Annotated in this window: 16 protein-coding genes; 9 read left to right on the top strand and 7 right to left on the bottom strand. The window is 46.9% G+C overall.

The window, feature by feature from the left end:
* Positions 1-84: 84 nt before the first annotated feature.
* From BQ7394_RS14440 to BQ7394_RS14415, 6 genes are all read left to right on the top strand, one after another.
* Entirely contained in the window at positions 85-1026 is a 942-nt protein-coding gene (locus BQ7394_RS14440; protein WP_075558078.1) for a YeiH family protein, read from the top strand.
* A 35-nt stretch (positions 1027-1061) separates the two neighbouring features.
* Entirely contained in the window at positions 1062-3407 is a 2346-nt protein-coding gene (locus BQ7394_RS14435) for a transglycosylase domain-containing protein (RefSeq protein ID WP_075558077.1), read from the top strand.
* Between the two features lie 86 nt (positions 3408-3493).
* Positions 3494-5056 (top strand): glycerol-3-phosphate dehydrogenase/oxidase, encoded by a 1563-nt coding sequence (locus BQ7394_RS14430; protein ID WP_075558076.1) that lies wholly within the window; start codon positions 3494-3496, stop codon positions 5054-5056.
* A 36-nt stretch (positions 5057-5092) separates the two neighbouring features.
* Positions 5093-6604: a glycerol kinase GlpK gene (gene glpK, locus BQ7394_RS14425; protein ID WP_075558075.1), complete on the top strand. Its 1512-nt coding sequence runs from the start codon at positions 5093-5095 to the stop codon at positions 6602-6604.
* An 82-nt stretch (positions 6605-6686) separates the two neighbouring features.
* A complete protein-coding gene (locus tag BQ7394_RS14420; RefSeq protein WP_075558074.1) occupies positions 6687-6953 on the top strand; it encodes an aquaporin in 267 nt (88 codons plus the stop codon).
* A gap of 98 nt (positions 6954-7051) precedes the next feature.
* The gene (locus BQ7394_RS14415; protein ID WP_075558073.1) at positions 7052-9064 is read left to right on the top strand and encodes an outer membrane protein assembly factor BamD; all 2013 of its coding nucleotides are present in this window, start codon (positions 7052-7054) and stop codon (positions 9062-9064) included.
* Between the two features lie 34 nt (positions 9065-9098).
* On the opposite strand, the gene BQ7394_RS14410 is transcribed toward BQ7394_RS14415, so the two are convergent.
* The 7 genes from BQ7394_RS14410 to BQ7394_RS14380 form a co-directional block, all read right to left on the bottom strand.
* Entirely contained in the window at positions 9099-9548 is a 450-nt protein-coding gene (locus BQ7394_RS14410; protein ID WP_075558072.1) for a HyaD/HybD family hydrogenase maturation endopeptidase, read from the bottom strand.
* A 123-nt stretch (positions 9549-9671) separates the two neighbouring features.
* Entirely contained in the window at positions 9672-10412 is a 741-nt protein-coding gene (gene cybH / locus BQ7394_RS14405) for a Ni/Fe-hydrogenase, b-type cytochrome subunit (protein WP_075558071.1), read from the bottom strand.
* 11 nt (positions 10413-10423) lie between these two features.
* Positions 10424-12145, bottom strand: coding sequence for a nickel-dependent hydrogenase large subunit (locus BQ7394_RS14400; RefSeq protein WP_075558070.1), 1722 nt, complete (start codon positions 12143-12145; stop codon positions 10424-10426).
* Between the two features lie 12 nt (positions 12146-12157).
* Positions 12158-13255 carry a hydrogenase small subunit gene (locus tag BQ7394_RS14395; RefSeq protein ID WP_075558069.1) on the bottom strand — a complete coding sequence of 366 codons (1098 nt, stop codon included), beginning with the start codon at positions 13253-13255 and terminating at the stop codon, positions 12158-12160.
* Positions 13256-13279: 24 nt separating this feature from the next.
* Complete coding sequence (gene hypE, locus BQ7394_RS14390) at positions 13280-14326, bottom strand: hydrogenase expression/formation protein HypE (RefSeq protein ID WP_075558068.1); 1047 nt, start codon at positions 14324-14326, stop codon at positions 13280-13282.
* On the bottom strand, positions 14323-15408 hold the full coding sequence (gene hypD / locus BQ7394_RS14385) for a hydrogenase formation protein HypD (RefSeq protein WP_075558067.1): 1086 nt from the start codon (positions 15406-15408) through the stop codon (positions 14323-14325). Before hypD ends, hypE begins: the two co-directional genes overlap by 4 nt.
* Positions 15405-15632 carry a HypC/HybG/HupF family hydrogenase formation chaperone gene (locus BQ7394_RS14380; RefSeq protein WP_075558066.1) on the bottom strand — a complete coding sequence of 76 codons (228 nt, stop codon included), beginning with the start codon at positions 15630-15632 and terminating at the stop codon, positions 15405-15407. Before BQ7394_RS14380 ends, hypD begins: the two co-directional genes overlap by 4 nt.
* Before the next feature lie 180 nt (positions 15633-15812).
* Here BQ7394_RS14380 and hypF point away from each other — a divergent pair, with 180 nt between their 5' ends.
* The 3 genes from hypF to hypB are packed head-to-tail and all read left to right on the top strand — an operon-like array spanning position 15813 to position 19210.
* Entirely contained in the window at positions 15813-18080 is a 2268-nt protein-coding gene (gene hypF / locus BQ7394_RS14375; protein ID WP_075558065.1) for a carbamoyltransferase HypF, read from the top strand.
* Between the two features lies 1 nt (position 18081).
* Entirely contained in the window at positions 18082-18423 is a 342-nt protein-coding gene (locus tag BQ7394_RS14370) for a hydrogenase maturation nickel metallochaperone HypA/HybF (protein WP_075558064.1), read from the top strand.
* Positions 18424-18439: 16 nt separating this feature from the next.
* Positions 18440-19210, top strand: coding sequence for a hydrogenase nickel incorporation protein HypB (hypB, locus tag BQ7394_RS14365; RefSeq protein WP_075558063.1), 771 nt, complete (start codon positions 18440-18442; stop codon positions 19208-19210).
* Positions 19211-19222: the final 12 nt, after the last annotated feature.

Raw genomic sequence — 19222 nt, 5'->3', positions numbered from 1 at the left:
TTCCATATAGTGATTGGGAGCGCTTGTATTTTAATTTTACCTTTGCGCCGTCAAAAGAGAAGATAACTAAATGAAATTATAGTAATGAATACAATTGAGCAAGTTCTGACGAAGTACAACAAACCCCTTTTCATTCTCCTTTTCGCTATTTGTCTATTGCCTTTTATTTCACCCGCAATAGCCCTGTTTCTGGGGCTTGCACTCGGGATGACGGCCGGGCAGCCTTTTCCTAAGTTTAGTAAGAAGACATCCAAATATCTGTTACAGTTTTCGGTCGTAGGGCTCGGGTTCGGTATGAATCTGCATGAGTCGCTGAAGACAGGGAAGGAAGGGATGCTTTTCACCATTGTGTCGGTGGCGGCTGTACTGGTGTTGGGTATATATCTGGGCAAACGTCTGATGATGGATAGGAAAACCGCTTATCTGATCTCTGCCGGGACAGCTATTTGCGGCGGTAGCGCCATTGCAGCCGTAGGGCCGGTAGTGAAAGCTAACGATAATGAAATGTCGATGGCACTGGGTACGATCTTTATCCTGAATGCAATTGCGCTGTTTATTTTTCCTCCTATCGGTCATTTACTCAATATGACGCAGGAGCAATTCGGCATGTGGGCGGCTATTGCTATCCACGACACCAGTTCGGTGGTCGGTGCCGGTGCTGCTTATGGTGAGAAAGCGCTTGAAATCGCTACGATGGTTAAGTTAACACGTGCTTTGTGGATTATTCCGATTACGATCGTCACCATGTTCCTCTTCAAGCAAAAAGGTGGTAAGATCGCTATTCCCTGGTTTATCTTCTTTTTCATTCTGGCAATGGTTGCCAACACCTTTTTAACGATCCCCGAAACTGTGACAGGTTCGTTAGTTTGGTTGGCTAAGAAGGGATTGACCGTCACTCTCTTTCTGATTGGAGCCGGATTATCAAGAAAAGTAATCAAACAGGTCGGTGTCCGTCCGATGGTACAAGGGGTAGTGCTTTGGGTTTTCATTGGTTTAATTAGCCTGGGAGTTATATTATTGGTTTAATTTCTTATCTTTGCGATTTCTAAGCGAATAAGAAGATGGCTTCAAAAGTAACAAAAGGCATTATAATTACATTCTGGGTACTGTTTGCGGCAGCAGTAGGAACTGTATTTCTGATTTTTACCGCAATAGCGAATGGCTCTATCGGGTATATGCCGCCGGTGGAACAGCTCGAAAATCCTATCGACAAATATGCATCCCAGATCATTTCATCTGACGGAAAGACTTTGGGAAGTTATGCCCATAGTCAGGATAACCGTATCATGACAAATTATAAGGATCTTTCTCCTGACCTGGTGAAAGCCTTGATAGCTACCGAAGATATTCGTTATGCACAACATAGCGGTATTGATGCGCAGGGATTGTTCCGCGCTGTTGTGAAACGCGGTATCCTGATGCAGAAGAGTGGTGGTGGCGGTAGTACCATTACCCAGCAGCTGGCAAAACAGCTTTTCTCACCGAGTGCCGATAACTTTATGGAACGCCTGTTCCAGAAGCCGATCGAATGGGTGATTGCCGTTCAATTGGAACGTTATTACACAAAGGAAGAGATTATCAGCATGTATTTGAACAAGTTCGACTTCCTGTATAATGCCGTAGGTATCCAATCGGCTGCACGTGTTTATTTCGGTACCACTCCCAAGAATTTGAAGATAGAAGAAGCCGCTACGCTGGTGGGAATGTGTAAGAACCCTTCTTACTTTAACCCGGTACGCCAGAATGAACGTACCCGTGGCCGTCGTAATACGGTGCTCGAACAGATGCAGAAGGCCGGTTATATCTCTCGTGCCGATTGCGACTCGTTAAAAGCGTTGCCGCTGACTGTCCGTTTCAGCCGTATGGATCATAAGGAAGGCTTGGCTCCCTATTTCCGTGAATATCTTCGCCTGACATTGACGGCTAAGAAACCGGACCGTAAACGTTATGCCTCTTGGCAAGGTCAGAAGTTCTCGGAAGATTCGCTGGCCTGGGAAACCAATCCTCTGTACGGTTGGTGTAATAAGAATAAAAAAGCCGATGGTGAGTTCTATAACCTTTATACCGACGGTCTGAAAATATATACGACCATCGACTCGCGTATGCAGAAGTATGCAGAAGATGCCGTTCGCGAACATATCGGAAAAGAATTACAACCTGCTTTCTTCCGTGAGAAGAAAGGACGCAGTTATGCGCCGTTCTCCCGTGATGTGTCGGTTGGACAGGTAGATACGATGATTATGCGTGCGATGCACCAGACTGACCGCTACCGCAGCATGAAGAGTAGTGGAATGAACGAAGCCGATATGCGTAAAGAGTTCCAGAAACCGGTGGAAATGCGTGTATTCAGTTGGAATGGACCGATCGACACCATTATGTCGCCGTGGGATTCTATCCGTTATCATAAGAGTTTCCTGCGTACGGCCTTTATGTCGATGGACCCGCGTACGGGATATGTGAAGGCTTATGTGGGAGGTATCGATTATAATGATTTCCAGTATGATATGATAAATGGCGGACGTCGCCAGGTGGGTTCTACCATCAAGCCTTTCCTTTATTCGTTGGCGATGATCGAAGGTATTAGCCCTTGTGAGGAAATGCTTCACGTGCAGCAACAACTGACCGACGAGAACGGTATCCTTTGGTCGCCGCGTAATGCCGGAGCCAAGCGGGTAGGTGAAATGGTGACTATCCAGTGGGGATTGCAGAATTCGTCCAACTGGGTGACTGCTTATCTGATGAAGCAGCTTTCTCCTTATACCTTTGTCCGCCTGTTGCATTCGTTCGGGCTGAAAGGGAATATCGATCCTGTTATTTCCGTATCGCTCGGTACGCCGGATGTGTCGGTGGGCGAAATGGTGGCTGCTTATACGGTGTTTGCCAATAAGGGTATCCGTGTCGAACCGCTTTATGTAACCCGTATCGAAGACTCGTATGGAAATACGATAGCCAGCTTTAATTCGCAAATGAACGAAGTTTTGCCGGAAGATGCTTCCTATAAGATGCTGTATATGTTGCGGAGTGTGATCGATGGTGGAACCGGTGGACGTGTCCGTTTCCGGTATGGTATAAAGGCGCCTATGGGAGGTAAGACAGGTACGACACAGAATAACTCCGACGGATGGTTTATGGGATTCACGCCGAGCCTGGTGTCCGGTTGTTGGGTAGGAGGCGAGGATCGTTCGATCCACTTCGATCGTCTGCAGGAAGGACAGGGAGCCAGTATGGCTTTACCTATCTACGGCTTATTTATGCAGAAAGTGTATGCCGACAAGACTCTCGGTTATTCGGAGGATGACGATTTCGATGTTCCGGAACAATATGCAAATCCTTGCAAGACAACGACGGAGGAAGAGCGGAGGCATATACCGACCGATGTCGGAGGTATCGACAAGATGTTTGAATAACAGACTAAGTTAATTAACATACCCGGCTCCCACAAATCTAAATAATTTGTTAGATTTGTGGGAGTTAATATTTTATTTAGGGTATTATGGAACGAGAATCAGTTATCTCCCTGCTGGATGACCGGCAAAAAGTATTCGACTTCGTCGTGATAGGCGGCGGAGCGACAGGTTTGGGAATAGCGCTCGATGCGGCAACCCGCGGATATAGCGTGGCCTTGTTCGAACGTTCGGATTTTACAAAAGGGACCTCCAGCCGGAGTACGAAGCTGGTGCATGGAGGTGTTCGTTATCTGGCACAGGGAGATATGTCACTGGTTTTTGAAGCTCTTCATGAACGTGGTCTGCTTCGCCGTAATGCCTCTCATCTGGTGAAAGACCAGTTATTCCTGATTCCTTGTTATCGTTGGTGGGAAGGACCTTTCTATACGGTCGGCCTGATACTGTATGACTTGATGGCTCGGAAACTCAGTCTGGGACGGTCGGTTTGTATCGGTCCCAAGCGAGCGGTAAAAACAATTCCGATGCTCCGACGAAAGGGTATGACAGCCGGTGTGCTTTACCACGACGGGCAGTTTGACGATTCCCGCCTGGCTATTAATATGGCACAAACCGCCGTGGAGGCTGGGGCCTGTGTTCTGAACTATATGAATGTAACTGGTCTGCTGAAAGAAAAGAAGAAGGTGGCCGGTGTAATTGTCCGTGATGAGGAAACGGGTGATACCTATCAGGTGAAGGCACATTCGGTTATTAATGCTACCGGGGTTTTTGCAGATGAGATATTACAGATGGATAAGCCGGGTAAATATCCGACTGTTCGTCCCAGCCAGGGTGTTCACCTGGTATTAGATGCTTCTTTTCTGGACAGCGATTGTGCTGTGATGATTCCTAAAACATCCGACGGGCGTGTCCTGTTTGCTGTACCATGGCACGATAAGGTCGTGGTGGGTACGACCGATACATTGATGAAAGAGTCGAGTGTCGAACCGGTAGCACTTGAAGAAGAGATTCGGTTTATCCTCGACACGGCTGCCAATTACCTGAATCGTGCCCCGCAGCGGAGTGATGTTTTATCGGTATTTGCCGGTCTCCGTCCCTTGGCGGCTCCCCGCAACGAAGGGAAAAAAACGAAGGAGATTTCACGTAGCCATAAACTTATCCGTGAGAAATCGGGTTTAATAACTATAATCGGAGGGAAGTGGACTACCTACCGGAAGATGGCACAGGATACACTCGACTATGCCATTCGTTATATGCATGTGCCTACACGCGATTGTATAACCGAAACGTACCCGGTTCATGGTTCCGGAACCACTCCCGATTACTCCGATCCTTTATATGTCTATGGTACGGATGCCGATGCGATCAGGCAACTGGTTGTTTCAGCTCCGGAAATGGGTGAGAAGTTGCATCCCGGATACGCTTATACCCGCGGGGAAGTTACCTGGATTATCCGTAACGAGATGCCCCGTACGTTGAAAGATGTATTGGCCCGCCGTTTGCGTATCCTGTTTATGGATGCTCGTGCAGCGATGGCCATGGCTCCGAAGGTTGCCTCAATCCTAGCTGAAGAAAGAGGTAAAGATGCCTCCTGGAGAGCCGGGCAATTGGAAGAGTTCAATCGTATCGCAACTCATTATATATTGGATTAACAAGAAAAAGATAATGAACTAACAGAAAGGAACAATATGAATTTCAGACATAAATATGTGCTGGCTATAGACCAGGGAACAACGACTTCCCGGGCCGTTCTGTTTAATCGTCAGGGAGAGATTATTACCTTCTCCCAGAAACCGTTCCAACAGTATTTTCCTAAACCGGGTTGGGTAGAGCACGATCCGAACGAGATATGGTATACGCAATCTACCGCTATCAAGGAAGCGATGGCGAAGGCTGATGTGACGGATACGCATATTGCTTGTATCGGCATTGCAAACCAGCGGGAGACAACGATCGTATGGGACCGCGAAACAGGTTTCCCCGTTTACAATGCTATTGTATGGCAGGATCGGCGTACAGCTGACTACTGTGAGGAACTGAAGGCAGAAGGGTATGCCGACTACATACAGCAAAAGACCGGACTGGTGATCGATGCTTATTTTTCCGCCACCAAAGTAAAATGGATACTGGATCATGTCAAAGGAGTCCGTGAGCGGGCTGAACGGGGTGAGCTTTGTTTCGGTACCGTCGACTCTTGGTTGATCTGGAAGTTGACACGCGGTGGTCAGTTTATTACTGATATTACTAATGCTTCTCGTACGATGCTTTTCAATATAAATACATTGCAGTGGGATCAGGAGTTACTGAATCTTTTTACTATTCCGGCTTCCATGATGCCGGAGGTGAAGAGTAGCAGTGAAGTTTATTGTGAAACATCTACTCCCATATTTAAGGCGGGTATTCCTGTTTCCGGGATGGCCGGTGATCAGCAGGCTGCCTTATTCGGACAGCTTTGCCTGGAAGAGGGTATGATGAAGACGACCTACGGAACAGGTTGCTTTATGATCGTGAATACCGGAGATAAACCGGTCTTCTCACAAAATAACCTGTTGACGACAATTGCCTGGAAGCTGGGTGATCGGGTTACTTATGCGCTTGAAGGTAGTGTCTTTGTGGGTGGTGCTGTTATCCAATGGTTGCGTGACGGTATCGGGTTGATCCCAAATGCTCCGGTGACGGAACAGATGGCGAAATCGGTGCCGGATAACGGTGGCGTTTATTTTGTGCCGGCCCTGACAGGACTGGGAGCTCCTTACTGGGATCAGTATGCCCGCGGTGCTATTATCGGTATTACCCGTGGTACGACGGCTGCCCATCTGACACGTGCTGCTCTGGAAGGAATTTGCTATCAGGTGTACGATGTCCTGATGGCTATGGAGAATGATATCCACGCCAAGCCGAAGGAAATTCGTGTGGACGGCGGAGCTATTGCCAATAATTTCCTGATGCAGTTCCAGTCCGATATCTGCCAGTGTCCGGTGGTCCGTCCCAGAATACTGGAGACGACTGCGCTGGGAGCTGCTTATCTGGCCGGTCTGGCAGTGAATTACTGGAAAGATATGGATGAACTGAAGGAACAATGGTCGCTGGATACTATATTCACGGCTAAGATGAAGCCGGAGACAGCGCTGGCACTGCTAACCGATTGGCATAAGGCAGTAGGCCGTACAATGAATTGGGCTATGGATAGTGAAATCTGATATTACATTTAATTCATTCTTGCCATGACACTATTTTTTGCGGAATTTATAGGGACTATGCTGCTGATTCCTGGCCCAGTTCTTGGGAGCAGCGGCTGGAGCTTTGGTTGTCTGGTTGGTTTATAAAGACCATTTTGATGCTACCGACAGTCAGGCGGCAAAGTTGGGCGTGTTCTGTACAAATGCCGAGATCAATAATCCGGCTCGTGATTTGGCTCCACGTTTTATGCATACAATTCTTCCAATTAAAGATAAAGGTAGCAGTCATTGGGAATATACCTGGATCCCCGGAATTGCACCGATTGCAGGATCTGCGATAGCAGCAATGCTGTATTATGTATTGAAATAGAGTGTTATACGATTTTGATGATGTCTTAGAATGTTGTATATTCGTGAATTGTTCTTGATAGAATGATAAGTCTCAGATTCAATTTAAAGAATATCAAAATGTATCGTATAACCACTTTTGTTCTAACCCTCTTCTTTTTGTTAACCGGATGTAGAGGTGACCAATCCGTTGAAAAGACTCTGCTGATATCTTCCGACTCATTATCCTCCATTCACCATGAGGCTCAGGATTTGTTCAATCAGGCACGTGATTTACAAAAGAAGGAAGAGTTTGTGTCGGCTATACCGTTTTATGAAAAGCTGATCGCCCTCGAACCTGTTGGAGAAGATATAAAGCCTGTTGCCGGCCTGATGGACGAAGGATGCCTGCAATTGGTTTACTGTTATATCTTTGCCGGGCAACGAAAAGACGGGGCGGATTATTTCAGTCGTTTATATAATGAAAGAGAGCTTTGGTTTATACGTAACTATCCGCGTAGCGTGGAGGTTTGTCTGGCTTATTCGCTTTATGAGGCTACTCGTTTGGATGAGGCTGTGGTCATGATAGATCGGGCACTAGCCAGACCGACGGAAGGTCGTGAAAAAGATCAATTATATGTCGACAATGGCATTGCTTCTGTTATTTACAACCAGGTCGGAGATATTCGTAAAGCTATTGCCTGTGGGGAACGGAGTTTGGAGATCATTCGTACGCTGGAGGATAAAACCAAGATTGTTTTTGTGTTGGGAAATCTCATCTATCAATATCAGCAGGTCGGTGAGTTTGAAAAAGCATTGTCTGCCTACGATGATATGATACTTTCCGGACAGGGCGAGAAGAATCCATATGGCCTTTGTGCTGCGGAGGTAAATGTCGTGCAGTTATATGATGAATGGGGATTGGAAGAAGAGGTGGAATTGCATCTATCCAAGGCACGGGAAGCGGCGGTGCTCAGTGATGTTCCCGATGCTTTTTTGAGAGTGGATAATCTGGCTGTTTATTATGCACTTCAGAGTAAACAGTATGAAAAGGCAGTGGTTCTACTGGATAGTATGTCTCGTCGTCTACCGGATCCTACCCAGAATTCTTTTTATCATGAATTTTATGATAATTATAAAAGTATTCTGGCTGTTCATAATATGGAAGGAAAAGAGGCTGATGTAATTGCCGGAGTCCGTCAGTTGGTGATTTCATTAAAAAGTAAACCTCTGAATAACCTGTCTGTATTGACCATTCGTTTGTTGGGGGATGCTTTGGTTGAAGTGGGAGAGAAGCAGTTGGCGATAGATGTTTACAGGGTTTGTTGCGATTATATCCAGGAAAATCATTTATTGAATCAGCAGCGTATGGTATATTATCGTCTGGGAGTTTTGTATGAAGGCATGGGGCGTTTTGCTGAAGCTTCCCGTTTCTTACTGATGGCCCGTGAGGCGGATAGAAGCTTTACTGAGCGCCGGAATGCAGGATTGATTTCCCAGTTTCGCGTTAAGTATGAAACCCGTGAAAAGGAACATGTTAATAAACTGCTCCGTTCGGAGATACAGTTGAAAGAGCGGACGTTGCAATATTATGCATCGATTGGTATTTTGTTATTTCTGTTAGGGATAATCTTTTTGTTATGGCTTGTCATGCGGCATCGTACGCTTAAACTAAAGCACGAAGCCAACCTTCGTGAGCATGAGCTGACAGAAATCCGCCATAAGGAATCTCTTCGTTTGATAGAGGAACAGGAAAAGCAGCTTCGACAGATGTTGACTGAGCGTCAGAATATGAACCGTAAGAACGAGGAACTTAGGGAACAAATAGAAAGGTCGGATGCAAGGAATACCATGCAGGAGGTGATCAACAGTCTTTCGCCACATTTGCTAACAAATGAGGAGGAGCAGGAATTCCGTCGTCAATTCTGTATTCTCCATCCTTCGTTTATGTTGAGGCTGCGTGAGGTTTGTCCGACTGTTACCCGGAATGAAGAATTACTGGCTATGCTTATCCGTTTGAACCTGACTTCAGAGGAAATTGCTCTTGCTTTGGGGAATAATCGGGCGAGCGTAAATACGTCACGCTTTCGTTTGAGGAAGAAGCTGGGAGTGGAGAAAGAGGTTTCACTGGATGATTTCTTTAGGAATCTGTAAAAGAAGGGGGCTATGCTTTATTTCCATTCCATGATCACAAAATCAATTTCTTTATTATTCTTATCACCTCCGAAATGGAAGCCTCTACTTCTGGAGTCAGTTCCATATTTACCTCATTCAGGTTGGCGGCGGAGACCACGATCAAGTGTACTTCGGGGAGATCGTCGGTCAGGATCATGGTTTCGATCATGTCACGCAGGCCGATTTCGTGTGCGCTCATCAAGGGAGGGTAGTCACTGGCGTATTGGGGACGGATCAGGCGGACGGTTCCCGGTGGGTTGCTATCGAGGGTGGCGTCTACCATGATGATATGATCGTAGCCTGTCAACCAACTGATCAGATGAAGGCCTCCCGTCCCGCCATCCATCAGGGTGACATGGGCGGGAAGCTTTTCTTTTTCCAGGGCCTGTATCACGTGGATACCGACTCCTTCGTCTTTCAGCAACAAGTTGCCGACACCTAATATAAGAGTTTTCTTTTCCATTCTGTCGTTGTTAATAGCACTACTATGTCATTGTATGTAGCACTATTGTGCTGATATAAGTAACACTACTGTGTTGCTGGTAGTAGCACAGTAGTGTTATTGGGGTGGCTTTATAGTGCTAAGCTATTCATGTTTCTTTGCAATCTTTGTGATTGTTTCGGCTGTCTCCGTAATCTCTTCCTTGTCTGCAATATCTTCTTCGATAAACTTCCAACCTCCAATGATGGAGGAGGTTTCACCGCGCTGTTCGATATAATCGTGATAGAATACCAGATAGATATGCACGATCGCGAAGAGGATAAAGAACCACATAAGGAAGTGATGGATCTGCCGGGCCATCAGGTCGCCACCCATTAACGGGATTGTCCAGGCGAACAGTTGCGGGAAGAAGGACTGGCTCATTTTAGCATACAGTCCGAAACCCGTAATACTTTGCAACAAGAAAGCCCAGAACGTACCGAAATAGATCAGGCTGGCCAATGCATTATGTCCGATACTTTCGACCGGTTTGTTCTTTATCATCAGGATGTCCACCTTTATTACTTCCAATACTTCCTGCCACTGTGATTTCTTTAGTGGAATGAAGTTTGTCCACTGGGCAAAGCGGTTTCCTACAAATCCCCAGTAGAGACGGAATACAAAGTTGAAGAAGAATACGAATGCCGCTACAAAATGGATGAAACGGACGATGCCGAACCAATAGCTGAAATAGGCTTCCGATGCATTCAGTATGGCTGGCGGATCTGCAATAATAAATCCGGTGATGCACAGTATGACGATACACAAGGCATTCACCCAATGGTAGATACGTACAGGAAGTTCCCATACATATACTTCAGTAAGACGTTTCTTGCGACTTTTCATAGCAATACTATTTAAAACGTATCCATTTGATGCACATACTTCCCTTCTTCGTCATACAGGTGCACAGCACAGGCCAGGCAGGGGTCGAAGGAGTGGATCGTCCGTAGGATTTCGAGCGGCTGATTGGCGTCGTGTATCGGTGTGCCGATCAGAGCCGATTCATAGGGTGAAAGGTTGCCGTTTTCATCCCTTGGCGAGGCGTTCCAGGTGGTAGGAACTACCATCTGGTAGTTTTTCACCCGGTTGTTTTCGATCACGATGAAGTGGGCGAGGGCTCCGCGAGGGGCTTCGGTCAGTCCGACGCCTTGTGCTTTCTTCGGCCAGTTCTCGTTTTCCCACATGACGGGGTTTGCCATACGGGAATCCCCGTTTTCCAGGTTCTTCATCAGTTGGTCGAAGAATTCGAGTGCCCATCCGGCTACCAGCTGCGTTTCGATACCACGGGCAGCCGTGCGTCCCAAGGTAGAGAAGAGGGCTTCGGGCGGCAGGTTGAGTGCTTTCAGCACATTGTCGACAGCCGATTTCTGGGGTTCCTTGCCTGCAGCATAGGATACGATCAGACGGGCTAACGGACCTACTTCCATAGCATGTCCTTTCCAGCGTGGGGTTTTGATCCAGCTGTATTTATCTTCTACATCCAGGTGTTTGTAAGGAGGTTTCGGGCCGGTATAATCCAGATTGGTTTCTCCATCGTAAGGGTGCAGACCGGCTTTATCGCCTTCCGTGTATTTATACCAGGAATGATAGATGTATTCTTTTATTTCTTCGGATGAATTGGCATCCACCGGATGTACCTTGCTGAGATCGCGATCCAGTACGATACCGCGCGGACTCATGAAGTCTTCTATACCGGCGTATCCGTGAAGAGGAAAGTCTCCGTACGACAGGTAGTTGCTAACGCCGCCGCCTATCTTGCTCCATTCGTCTTTGTAAACTTCGGCGATCATCAATAGGTCAGGAATATATACCTGGTCGATAAAGTCTTTTCCTTCCTGTAATTTTTGTTTTACCAGTGCCAGGCGTTCGGCATTGATCGAGTTGGCCTCATTCAGGTCGATGCTGCATGGCATACCGCCGACAAGGAAGTTCGGATGCGGGTTCTTTCCGCCGAAGACTGCATGTACCTTGACGATCTCCTTCTGCCATTCCAGGGCTTCGAGATAATGAACCGTGGCTATCAGGTTCTGCTCAGGTGTCAGTTTGTAGGCCGGATGTCCCCAGTAACCGTTGGCGAAGATACCCAGTTGCCCGCTGGCAACGAACTTCTTCAGGCGGTCTTGTGTCGCTTTGAAATAGCCTTCCGTATTCTTGGCCCACGGCGAGAGTTGCTGGGCAAGGAGGGCGGCTTTCTTCGGGTCGGCCTTCAGACCGGATACGATATCCACCCAGTCCAGCGCATGCAATTGGTAGAAATGCACTGTATGATCGTGCATATAAAGTACCGCTTCCATGATATTGCGTACCATTTCAGCATTAGGGGGAATGGTGATATCCAGTGCATTTTCCACCGCACGGACGGAACAAAGCGAATGGATAGAAGTACATACTCCACAAACACGTCCCACAAATACCCAAGCATCACGCGGGTCGCGGTCGCGTACTATATTTTCTATTCCGCGTACCATCGTACCGGAACTGTAAGCATCTTTAATCTTGCCGCCTTCGATAGCTGCTTCTACCCGCAGATGGCCTTCAATACGGGTGATAGGGTCTATAACGATTCTTTCAGACATGGTAATACGAATTTAGATGTTAGATTTACTTTCCGGTTCTTCATTGTCGATCAACTCCTTCTTCCGGATATTGGTGGCAACGGCATGAACGGCGATACCGGCAGCTGTTGCAGCTCCCAGGGCAAGGCCGATCTGGTCGGCTGTCGCTTCGATGCCGAAGCCGTGGACGTCGGGCATCCGTTTATAGAACGGGCTGTTATCCCAGAAATTCTCTTCGCTGCATCCCAGGCAGGGGTGACCGCTTTGGATCGGGTAACTTGTTCCTTCGTTCCATTTGATGATACCGCACGAGTTGTAGGTACTCGGCCCTTTACACCCCACTTTGTAGAGACAATAACCTTTCTTGGCATTCTCATCGTCGAAGCTTTCAACGAACAGACCGGCATCGAAGTTGGCGCGGCGATAGCAGGTGTCGTGAACACGGCGTGAATAGAACATCTTCGGACGTCCCAGGCCATCGAGTTGCGGCATGCGTTCGAACGTCAGCATATAGATAATGACGCCGGCCATCACATCGGCGATAGGAGGACAACCTTGTACATTGATAATAGGTTTCCCTTTTATTACTTTATGGATCGCTTTGGCTCCTGTCGGATTCGGGTTGGCAGCCTGTACGCAACCGGCACAGGCACAGTTTCCCCAAGCAATAATCGCCTTGGCACCTTCTGCTGCCTCCTGCGTGATCTGTAAGGCACTTTTACCGCCTACACAACAATAACCTTCGTCTTTTGTCGGGATCGATCCTTCAATCATAAGCAGGTATTCGCCATGATATTTCTTCATGGTTTCCTCCTTGGCCGCTTCGGCTTGTTCGCCGGCGGCAGCCATCAGTGTTTCTGTATAATCGAGTGAGATCTTATCGAGTAGGAGAGTCGCCACGATCGGATGGGCGGCGCGGATGAATGACTCTGTACAGCAGGTACATTCCTGCAGGTGAAGCCAGATAACCGGCAGACGTGGCTTTGTTTCCAGTGCGTTAACAACCTGTGCAACGCCGGATGCTTCCAATCCCATAAGGGCGGCCATGGTAGTGCAGAATTTCAGGAAATCCCTTCGGGAGATACCTTTCTGTCGGCACTCCTCGTAGACGGTCGGTCTTTTTTCTTCCATATCTTAGTAATTTATTGGTTTGCTTTAGCAAATACGTGGTAATTGTTCACCACTCAGCATATCGACGATGCGGTAATTACCGTATAGTGTTTTCATCTTTACGATCGCGTTTCCTTTTGCGGTTACACGGCCGATGATCGTAGCGTCCCTTCCTTCCGGGAAGTTGTTCATGATCGCAAGTGCTTCCTGTGCCCGGGCTTCCGGCAGGATAACTAATACCAGTCCTTCGTTGGCTACGTAAAGCGGATCAAGTCCCAATATTTCCGAAGCTCCTTTCACGGCGTCGGGGATCGGGAGGGCTGCTTCATCCAGTACGATTTCCACGTTGGCTGTTTTTGCTATCTCGTTCAATGTTCCGCTTACTCCTCCTCGTGTCGGATCACGCAGGACATGGACTTCCTCTATAATTTTTAACAACTGAGAAAGCATATTGTTTAACGAAACTGTATCACTTTTCAGGTTTGTTTCAAATCCGAGGCTTTCGCGAGCGGAAAGAATGGTGATGCCATGTGCTCCGATTGCTCCGCTACAAATGACTACATCACCCGGTTGAACACGATCGGGAGCGATACGGATCCCTTCGGGCACGACTCCGATGCCACTGGTATTGATAAAGAGTTTATCACATTTACCTCGTTCGACAACTTTGGTATCGCCTGCTACGATTTGTACACCGGCTTTATCGGCAGCACGGCGCATGGATTGTACGATGCGTTGTAGGTCGGCCAGCAGGAATCCTTCTTCCAGTATAAATCCGGCAGTCAGATAGAGTGGACGGGCACCGCAACAGGCCAGGTCGTTCACCGTTCCGTTCACAGCCAGGTCGCCGATGTCGCCACCGGGAAAGAAGATCGGATCGACAACGAACGAGTCGGTCGAACAGGCCATCCGCCCTTCCCGGACAGGAAAGACACAACCATCATGATCCTGTTCCAGCAACGGATTGCGGAAAGCTGGATAGAATATGTTGCTGATCAGCTGATGCGTCATCCGCCCGCCGCCTCCATGTGCCATCAGTACACAATCGGAGTCGCTAAATGGAATTGGACAACTAAAATCTTCATTCTTCATATCTTTCTATATTTATAGTATGCCGCACAAACTCCCTCGGACGAAACCATCGGTGCCCCTATCGGATGTTCCGGTGAACAAGTCTTTCCAAAGAAAGGACAGTCGGAGGGTTGATTCACGCCTCTCATGATGTTTCCAGCAATACATTCGGATGAAATTTCAGTTTCTCTCGGAAGGAACGGAAATTTCTCCCAGGAGGAATATTTGGCATACTTTTTCTTTAACTGCAAACCACTGTTTGGAATAACACCGATGCCACGCCATTCCTGATCACATGGTTCGAGTGTTTCATCCATCAAGGCGCGGGCAACCGGATTCCCTTCTTCGGGGACGACGCGCTTGTAGGCATTCTCTACAAGACAGCTTCCGTTTTCCAATTGTAGGAGGCAACGGTAGATCCCGTATAATAAATCGACTGGTTCGAAGCCGGTAACAACCATCGGTGTCTTATATTTTTCTGCTAATCGATGATAGGCTGCATTCCCGGTAATGGCACAAACATGGCCGGCTGTCAGAAATCCGTCTACCTTACATTCCGGATCGGAAAGAATCGCTTCCATAGCCGGGGGAACTGTAAACAGAGAGGTGAGGAGCGAAAAGTTCGATAGTTTTCTACGCTGTGCCTCTTTCAGGGCCATCATGTGGACAGGCGCTGTTGTCTCGAAACCGATGGCAAAGAAGATTATTTCTTTATCCGGATTTGCTTCTGCCAGTCCGACGGCATCGAGCGGGGAATAAAGCATGCGGACATCAGCTCCGTGTGCTTTGGCTTGCAGCAGGTCTTCTTTTGTTCCCGGTACACGCATCATATCTCCGAATGAAGCCAGTATGACAGAAGGTTGTTTGGCTAGTTCCAATGCCTGGTCGATCAGGGAAACCGGGGTTACGCAAACCGGACATCCGGGGCCATGAAGCAGTCGGATCTCTTCCGGTAATAATTCCTCCAGTCGATGGCGGGCAATGGCGTGTGTCTGTCCACCGCATATCTCCATAATATGCCATGGTTGGGTAGTCACTTTCCGGATAGCCCGGAGTAACGATTGTACTTGTTCGTTGTCTCTGTATTCGTCAACGTATTTCATAAGCGTTCCAGCTTCTTGAGGTCTTCCAGTGTTTCTTCTGCTTCCCGGGCGTCCACTACGGAGATCGCCATACCAGCATGAGCCAGGATATAGTCACCTTCCGATACATCTACCCATTGGATACATATATCTTTCATGATACCGCTGAAATCGACTTTGGCCATTGTCAGGTCAGGTTCGGAGCGGTCTATATTTACTATTTTACCGGGTATTGCCAGACACATAAGCTTATTTGTTTTTTATTAACAACTTCAAAAGTAGGTAATATGTTTTAGAAAAGGTGTGTGAAATGATACATATTATCTATTAATTGATAGATAAAGATTATTGGTATTGTTGTTCGGTCGGTTTGTTTATTAAGGTTAAACCATCTATATTTGTCAGAACAGTTAAAATCATAAAGGGTGAAGATTTCGATATTGACAATCCGTGGATTAGTGCAAGGCGTTGGCTTTCGTCCTTTTATCTATCGTATCGCGAACGAGATGGAGATAAAAGGGGAAGTTGATAACCGGAATAACGGTGTTTGTATACGTGCTGTCCTGACTTCGGAACAATGTGATCGGTTCATTTCCCGTATAAAAAAGGAACATCCAGTTGTCGCAGTGATCCATTCTATCGAGGTGACAGAAACAGAGGTTGTGACTGCCGACTATGCCGATTTTTCCATTACACCCAGTTATTCGGAATCGGATGAGGTCACACAGGTGGCTCCTGATATTGCAGTTTGTCCGGAATGCCTGTCTGACAGGGAGGAGCAGCCCCATCGTTTGCAATATCCTTTTATAAACTGTACGCATTGCGGACCGCGTTTCTCCATTATCTGCGATCTTCCGTACGACCGGAAGCAGACTACGATGTCTGCTTTTACCATGTGTCCTGATTGCAGGGGAGAATACACAACTGTCGACGACAGGCGTTTTCATGCGCAACCCGTTGCGTGTAATCATTGCGGACCATTTTATTATGCTATATATAATAATGTAAGGATAACCGATTATCGGGAACTCCTTCATCTTTCTTGTCGGCTGCTTCGTGAAGGGAAAGTGATTGCAGCGAAAGGTATTGGAGGTTATCATCTGATATGTGATGCGGCAAATAAATATGCGGTAGCTCGCCTGCGTGAAATAAAACAGCGTGATAGTAAGCCTTTTGCCGTGATGTTTCGTACTGTCGAGCAACTGAAAGAGTATGTCGAGGCCGATCCGGTGGAAGAGGCCTGTCTGATGTCCTGGCGTCGTCCTATCGTTTTACTAAAACAAAAGAAATCTCTTGCTGCGGAGATCAATAAGGATATGAAAACCTTGGGTTGTATGTTGCCATATATGCCTTTGCATTATGACTGGTTTGCGACTCTTGACATATCTGCACTGGTTATGACCAGTGGCAATCTGAGCGATTACCCGATTGCCATTACTCCTGAAGAAGCTGACGAACAGTTATCCGGAAAAGTATCGTTGTTACTTCATCACAACCGCGCTATCCACAATCGGGTCGATGATTCGGTCTTGCAAGTTTGCGGTGGACAACCTTGCCTGATCCGCCGTTCGCGCGGTTATGCCCCGGAACCATTCTTCGCAGATATGGAGGTAGAAGGAATCCTGGCTTTCGGTGCGGAGAAAGTGAATACATTCGCATTAGGGAAAGGTGATACGATCTTGCAAAGCCAGTATATCGGTGATTTGAAGAACTGGGAAACATTTAGTTTTTACAAGGAATCGTTAGAACGGTTGCAACATCTTTTCCGTTTTATGCCAACCTCTTTAGTATGTGATTTGCACCCCGATTATTTATCGTCACAAGAGGCAGAACGTGTAGCATTACAGACTGGATTACCTTTGATAAAGGTGCAGCATCATCATGCCCATGCTGCTGCCTGCATGTTGGAGTACGGATTGCATGAACCGGTAATAGCCATCATACTCGATGGTACGGGATTAGGTGATGATGGAAAAGTATGGGGAGGCGAGTTCTTTCTTTGTGACCGTAAGTCGTATCGTCGTTTGTCACATTTCGAATATATCCCGTTGCCTGGTGGTGATAAAGCTTCTGTCGAACCCTGGAGAATGGCGGTAGCTTTCTTATGGCATTATTTCAGGGATGCCGTTCGTTTCCCGGATGGGTTTGTTGAACGGATAGGGGAGCAGAAGATTCGGATATTGATGGCTATGATGGAGAAAGGAGTGAATACTCCATATACTTCTAGTGCCGGTCGACTTTTTGATGCTGTTGCTTCTTTACTTGGTCTTTGTGATATATCGTCTCATCAGGCTGAAGCTCCGGTGCGGCTTGAACAAATAGCATCGATTGAACCCGACGACCGTTATCCGGTTATAATAAAAGAAGGTATTATATCTTTCTTCCCGTTGTTTGAGGGTATATTGAATGATTTGGCCTCGGGAATATCTGTTTGTGATATTTCTGCTCGCTTTCATAATACGATTGCTAAAGTCTTGCTGGAGGAAGTCAAATTTCTTCTAAAGCAAAATGAAGCCAGCCGTGTAGTTATTTCCGGTGGCTGTTTTCAAAATAAAAGGTTGACGGAACAACTACAACGTCTTTTTGCCGAAGCCGGCATACCGTTGTATGTTCCTGGCCGTATACTTTGTAACGATGGGGGAGTAGCATTGGGGCAATTGACAATTGCCGCCTCCCGGAATAAAAAAGAATGATATGCACGAAATGTCTATTGCTCAAAGTATCGTCGAACTTGCCGAAGAGCAGGCGCGCGATCGCGGATCGTTAGCGGTTGAAGAATTGGAATTGGAGATCGGTCGTCTTGCCGGTGTAGAACTGCAAACACTCGATTTCGCTCTGGAGAGTGCCGTGAAAGGATCTATGCTCGAACATGCGACGGTTGTACGACATATTATCGATGGTGAAGGGCAATGTGCCGACTGTGGATGTGTTTTTCCGATGGATGTTTTATTTGCCTCTTGTCCTGCATGTGGCTCTTTCTGTGTTAAAATCATTAAAGGAAAAGAACTTCGTGTGAAATCGATTGTTATTAAATAATAAATACAAAACGCTTATGTGTGGAACTTGCGGATGCGGAGAGCATCATCATCACGAACACGACCATGATCATGGCCATGAACATCATCATCATCATCACGATGAAGGTAAGGTTATAACACTTGAACAAGATATTCTTCAGCGCAATAATTTACTGGCTGAACGCAATCGCGGCTATTTTGAAGCAAAAGAAATATTTTGCCTGAACCTGATGAGTTCGCCGGGCTCCGGTAAAACAACCTTGCTTGAAGAAACTGTCCGTCGTCTTGTTGGGACTGTTCCTGAAACACCTTTATCCCCAATGCATATATATGTAATTGAAGGAGATCAACAAACCTCCAATGATGCCGATCGTATCGCTGCTCTAAATATCCCTGTTTTTCAGGTGAATACCGGTACGGGGTGTCATTTGGAAGCTGATATGGTAAATCATGCCGTTAAACACTTAGCGCCGGTAAACGGATCGATACTCTTTGTAGAGAATGTCGGCAACCTGGTTTGTCCTGCTATGTTTGATCTTGGAGAAGCAAAAAAGGTTGTGATCGTGAGTACCACAGAGGGGGATGATAAACCTTTGAAGTATCCGCATATCTTTGCAGAAGCTGATGTTTGTGTGATCAATAAGATAGATCTTGTTCCCTATTTAGATACAAATGTAGAAACATTGAAAAATAACGCCCTGAAGGTGAACCATCATTTGCTGGTGTTTGAAGTGTCGGCCACAAAAGGTACCGGAATGGATGCCTGGTGTGATTGGCTGGTCTCAGAGTGTACAAAATGTAAATAAATTACCGTGAAT

Source organism: Parabacteroides timonensis (assembly GCF_900128505.1).
GTDB lineage: Bacteria > Bacteroidota > Bacteroidia > Bacteroidales > Tannerellaceae > Parabacteroides > Parabacteroides timonensis.
This window is presented reverse-complemented; position numbering and strand designations above follow the sequence as displayed.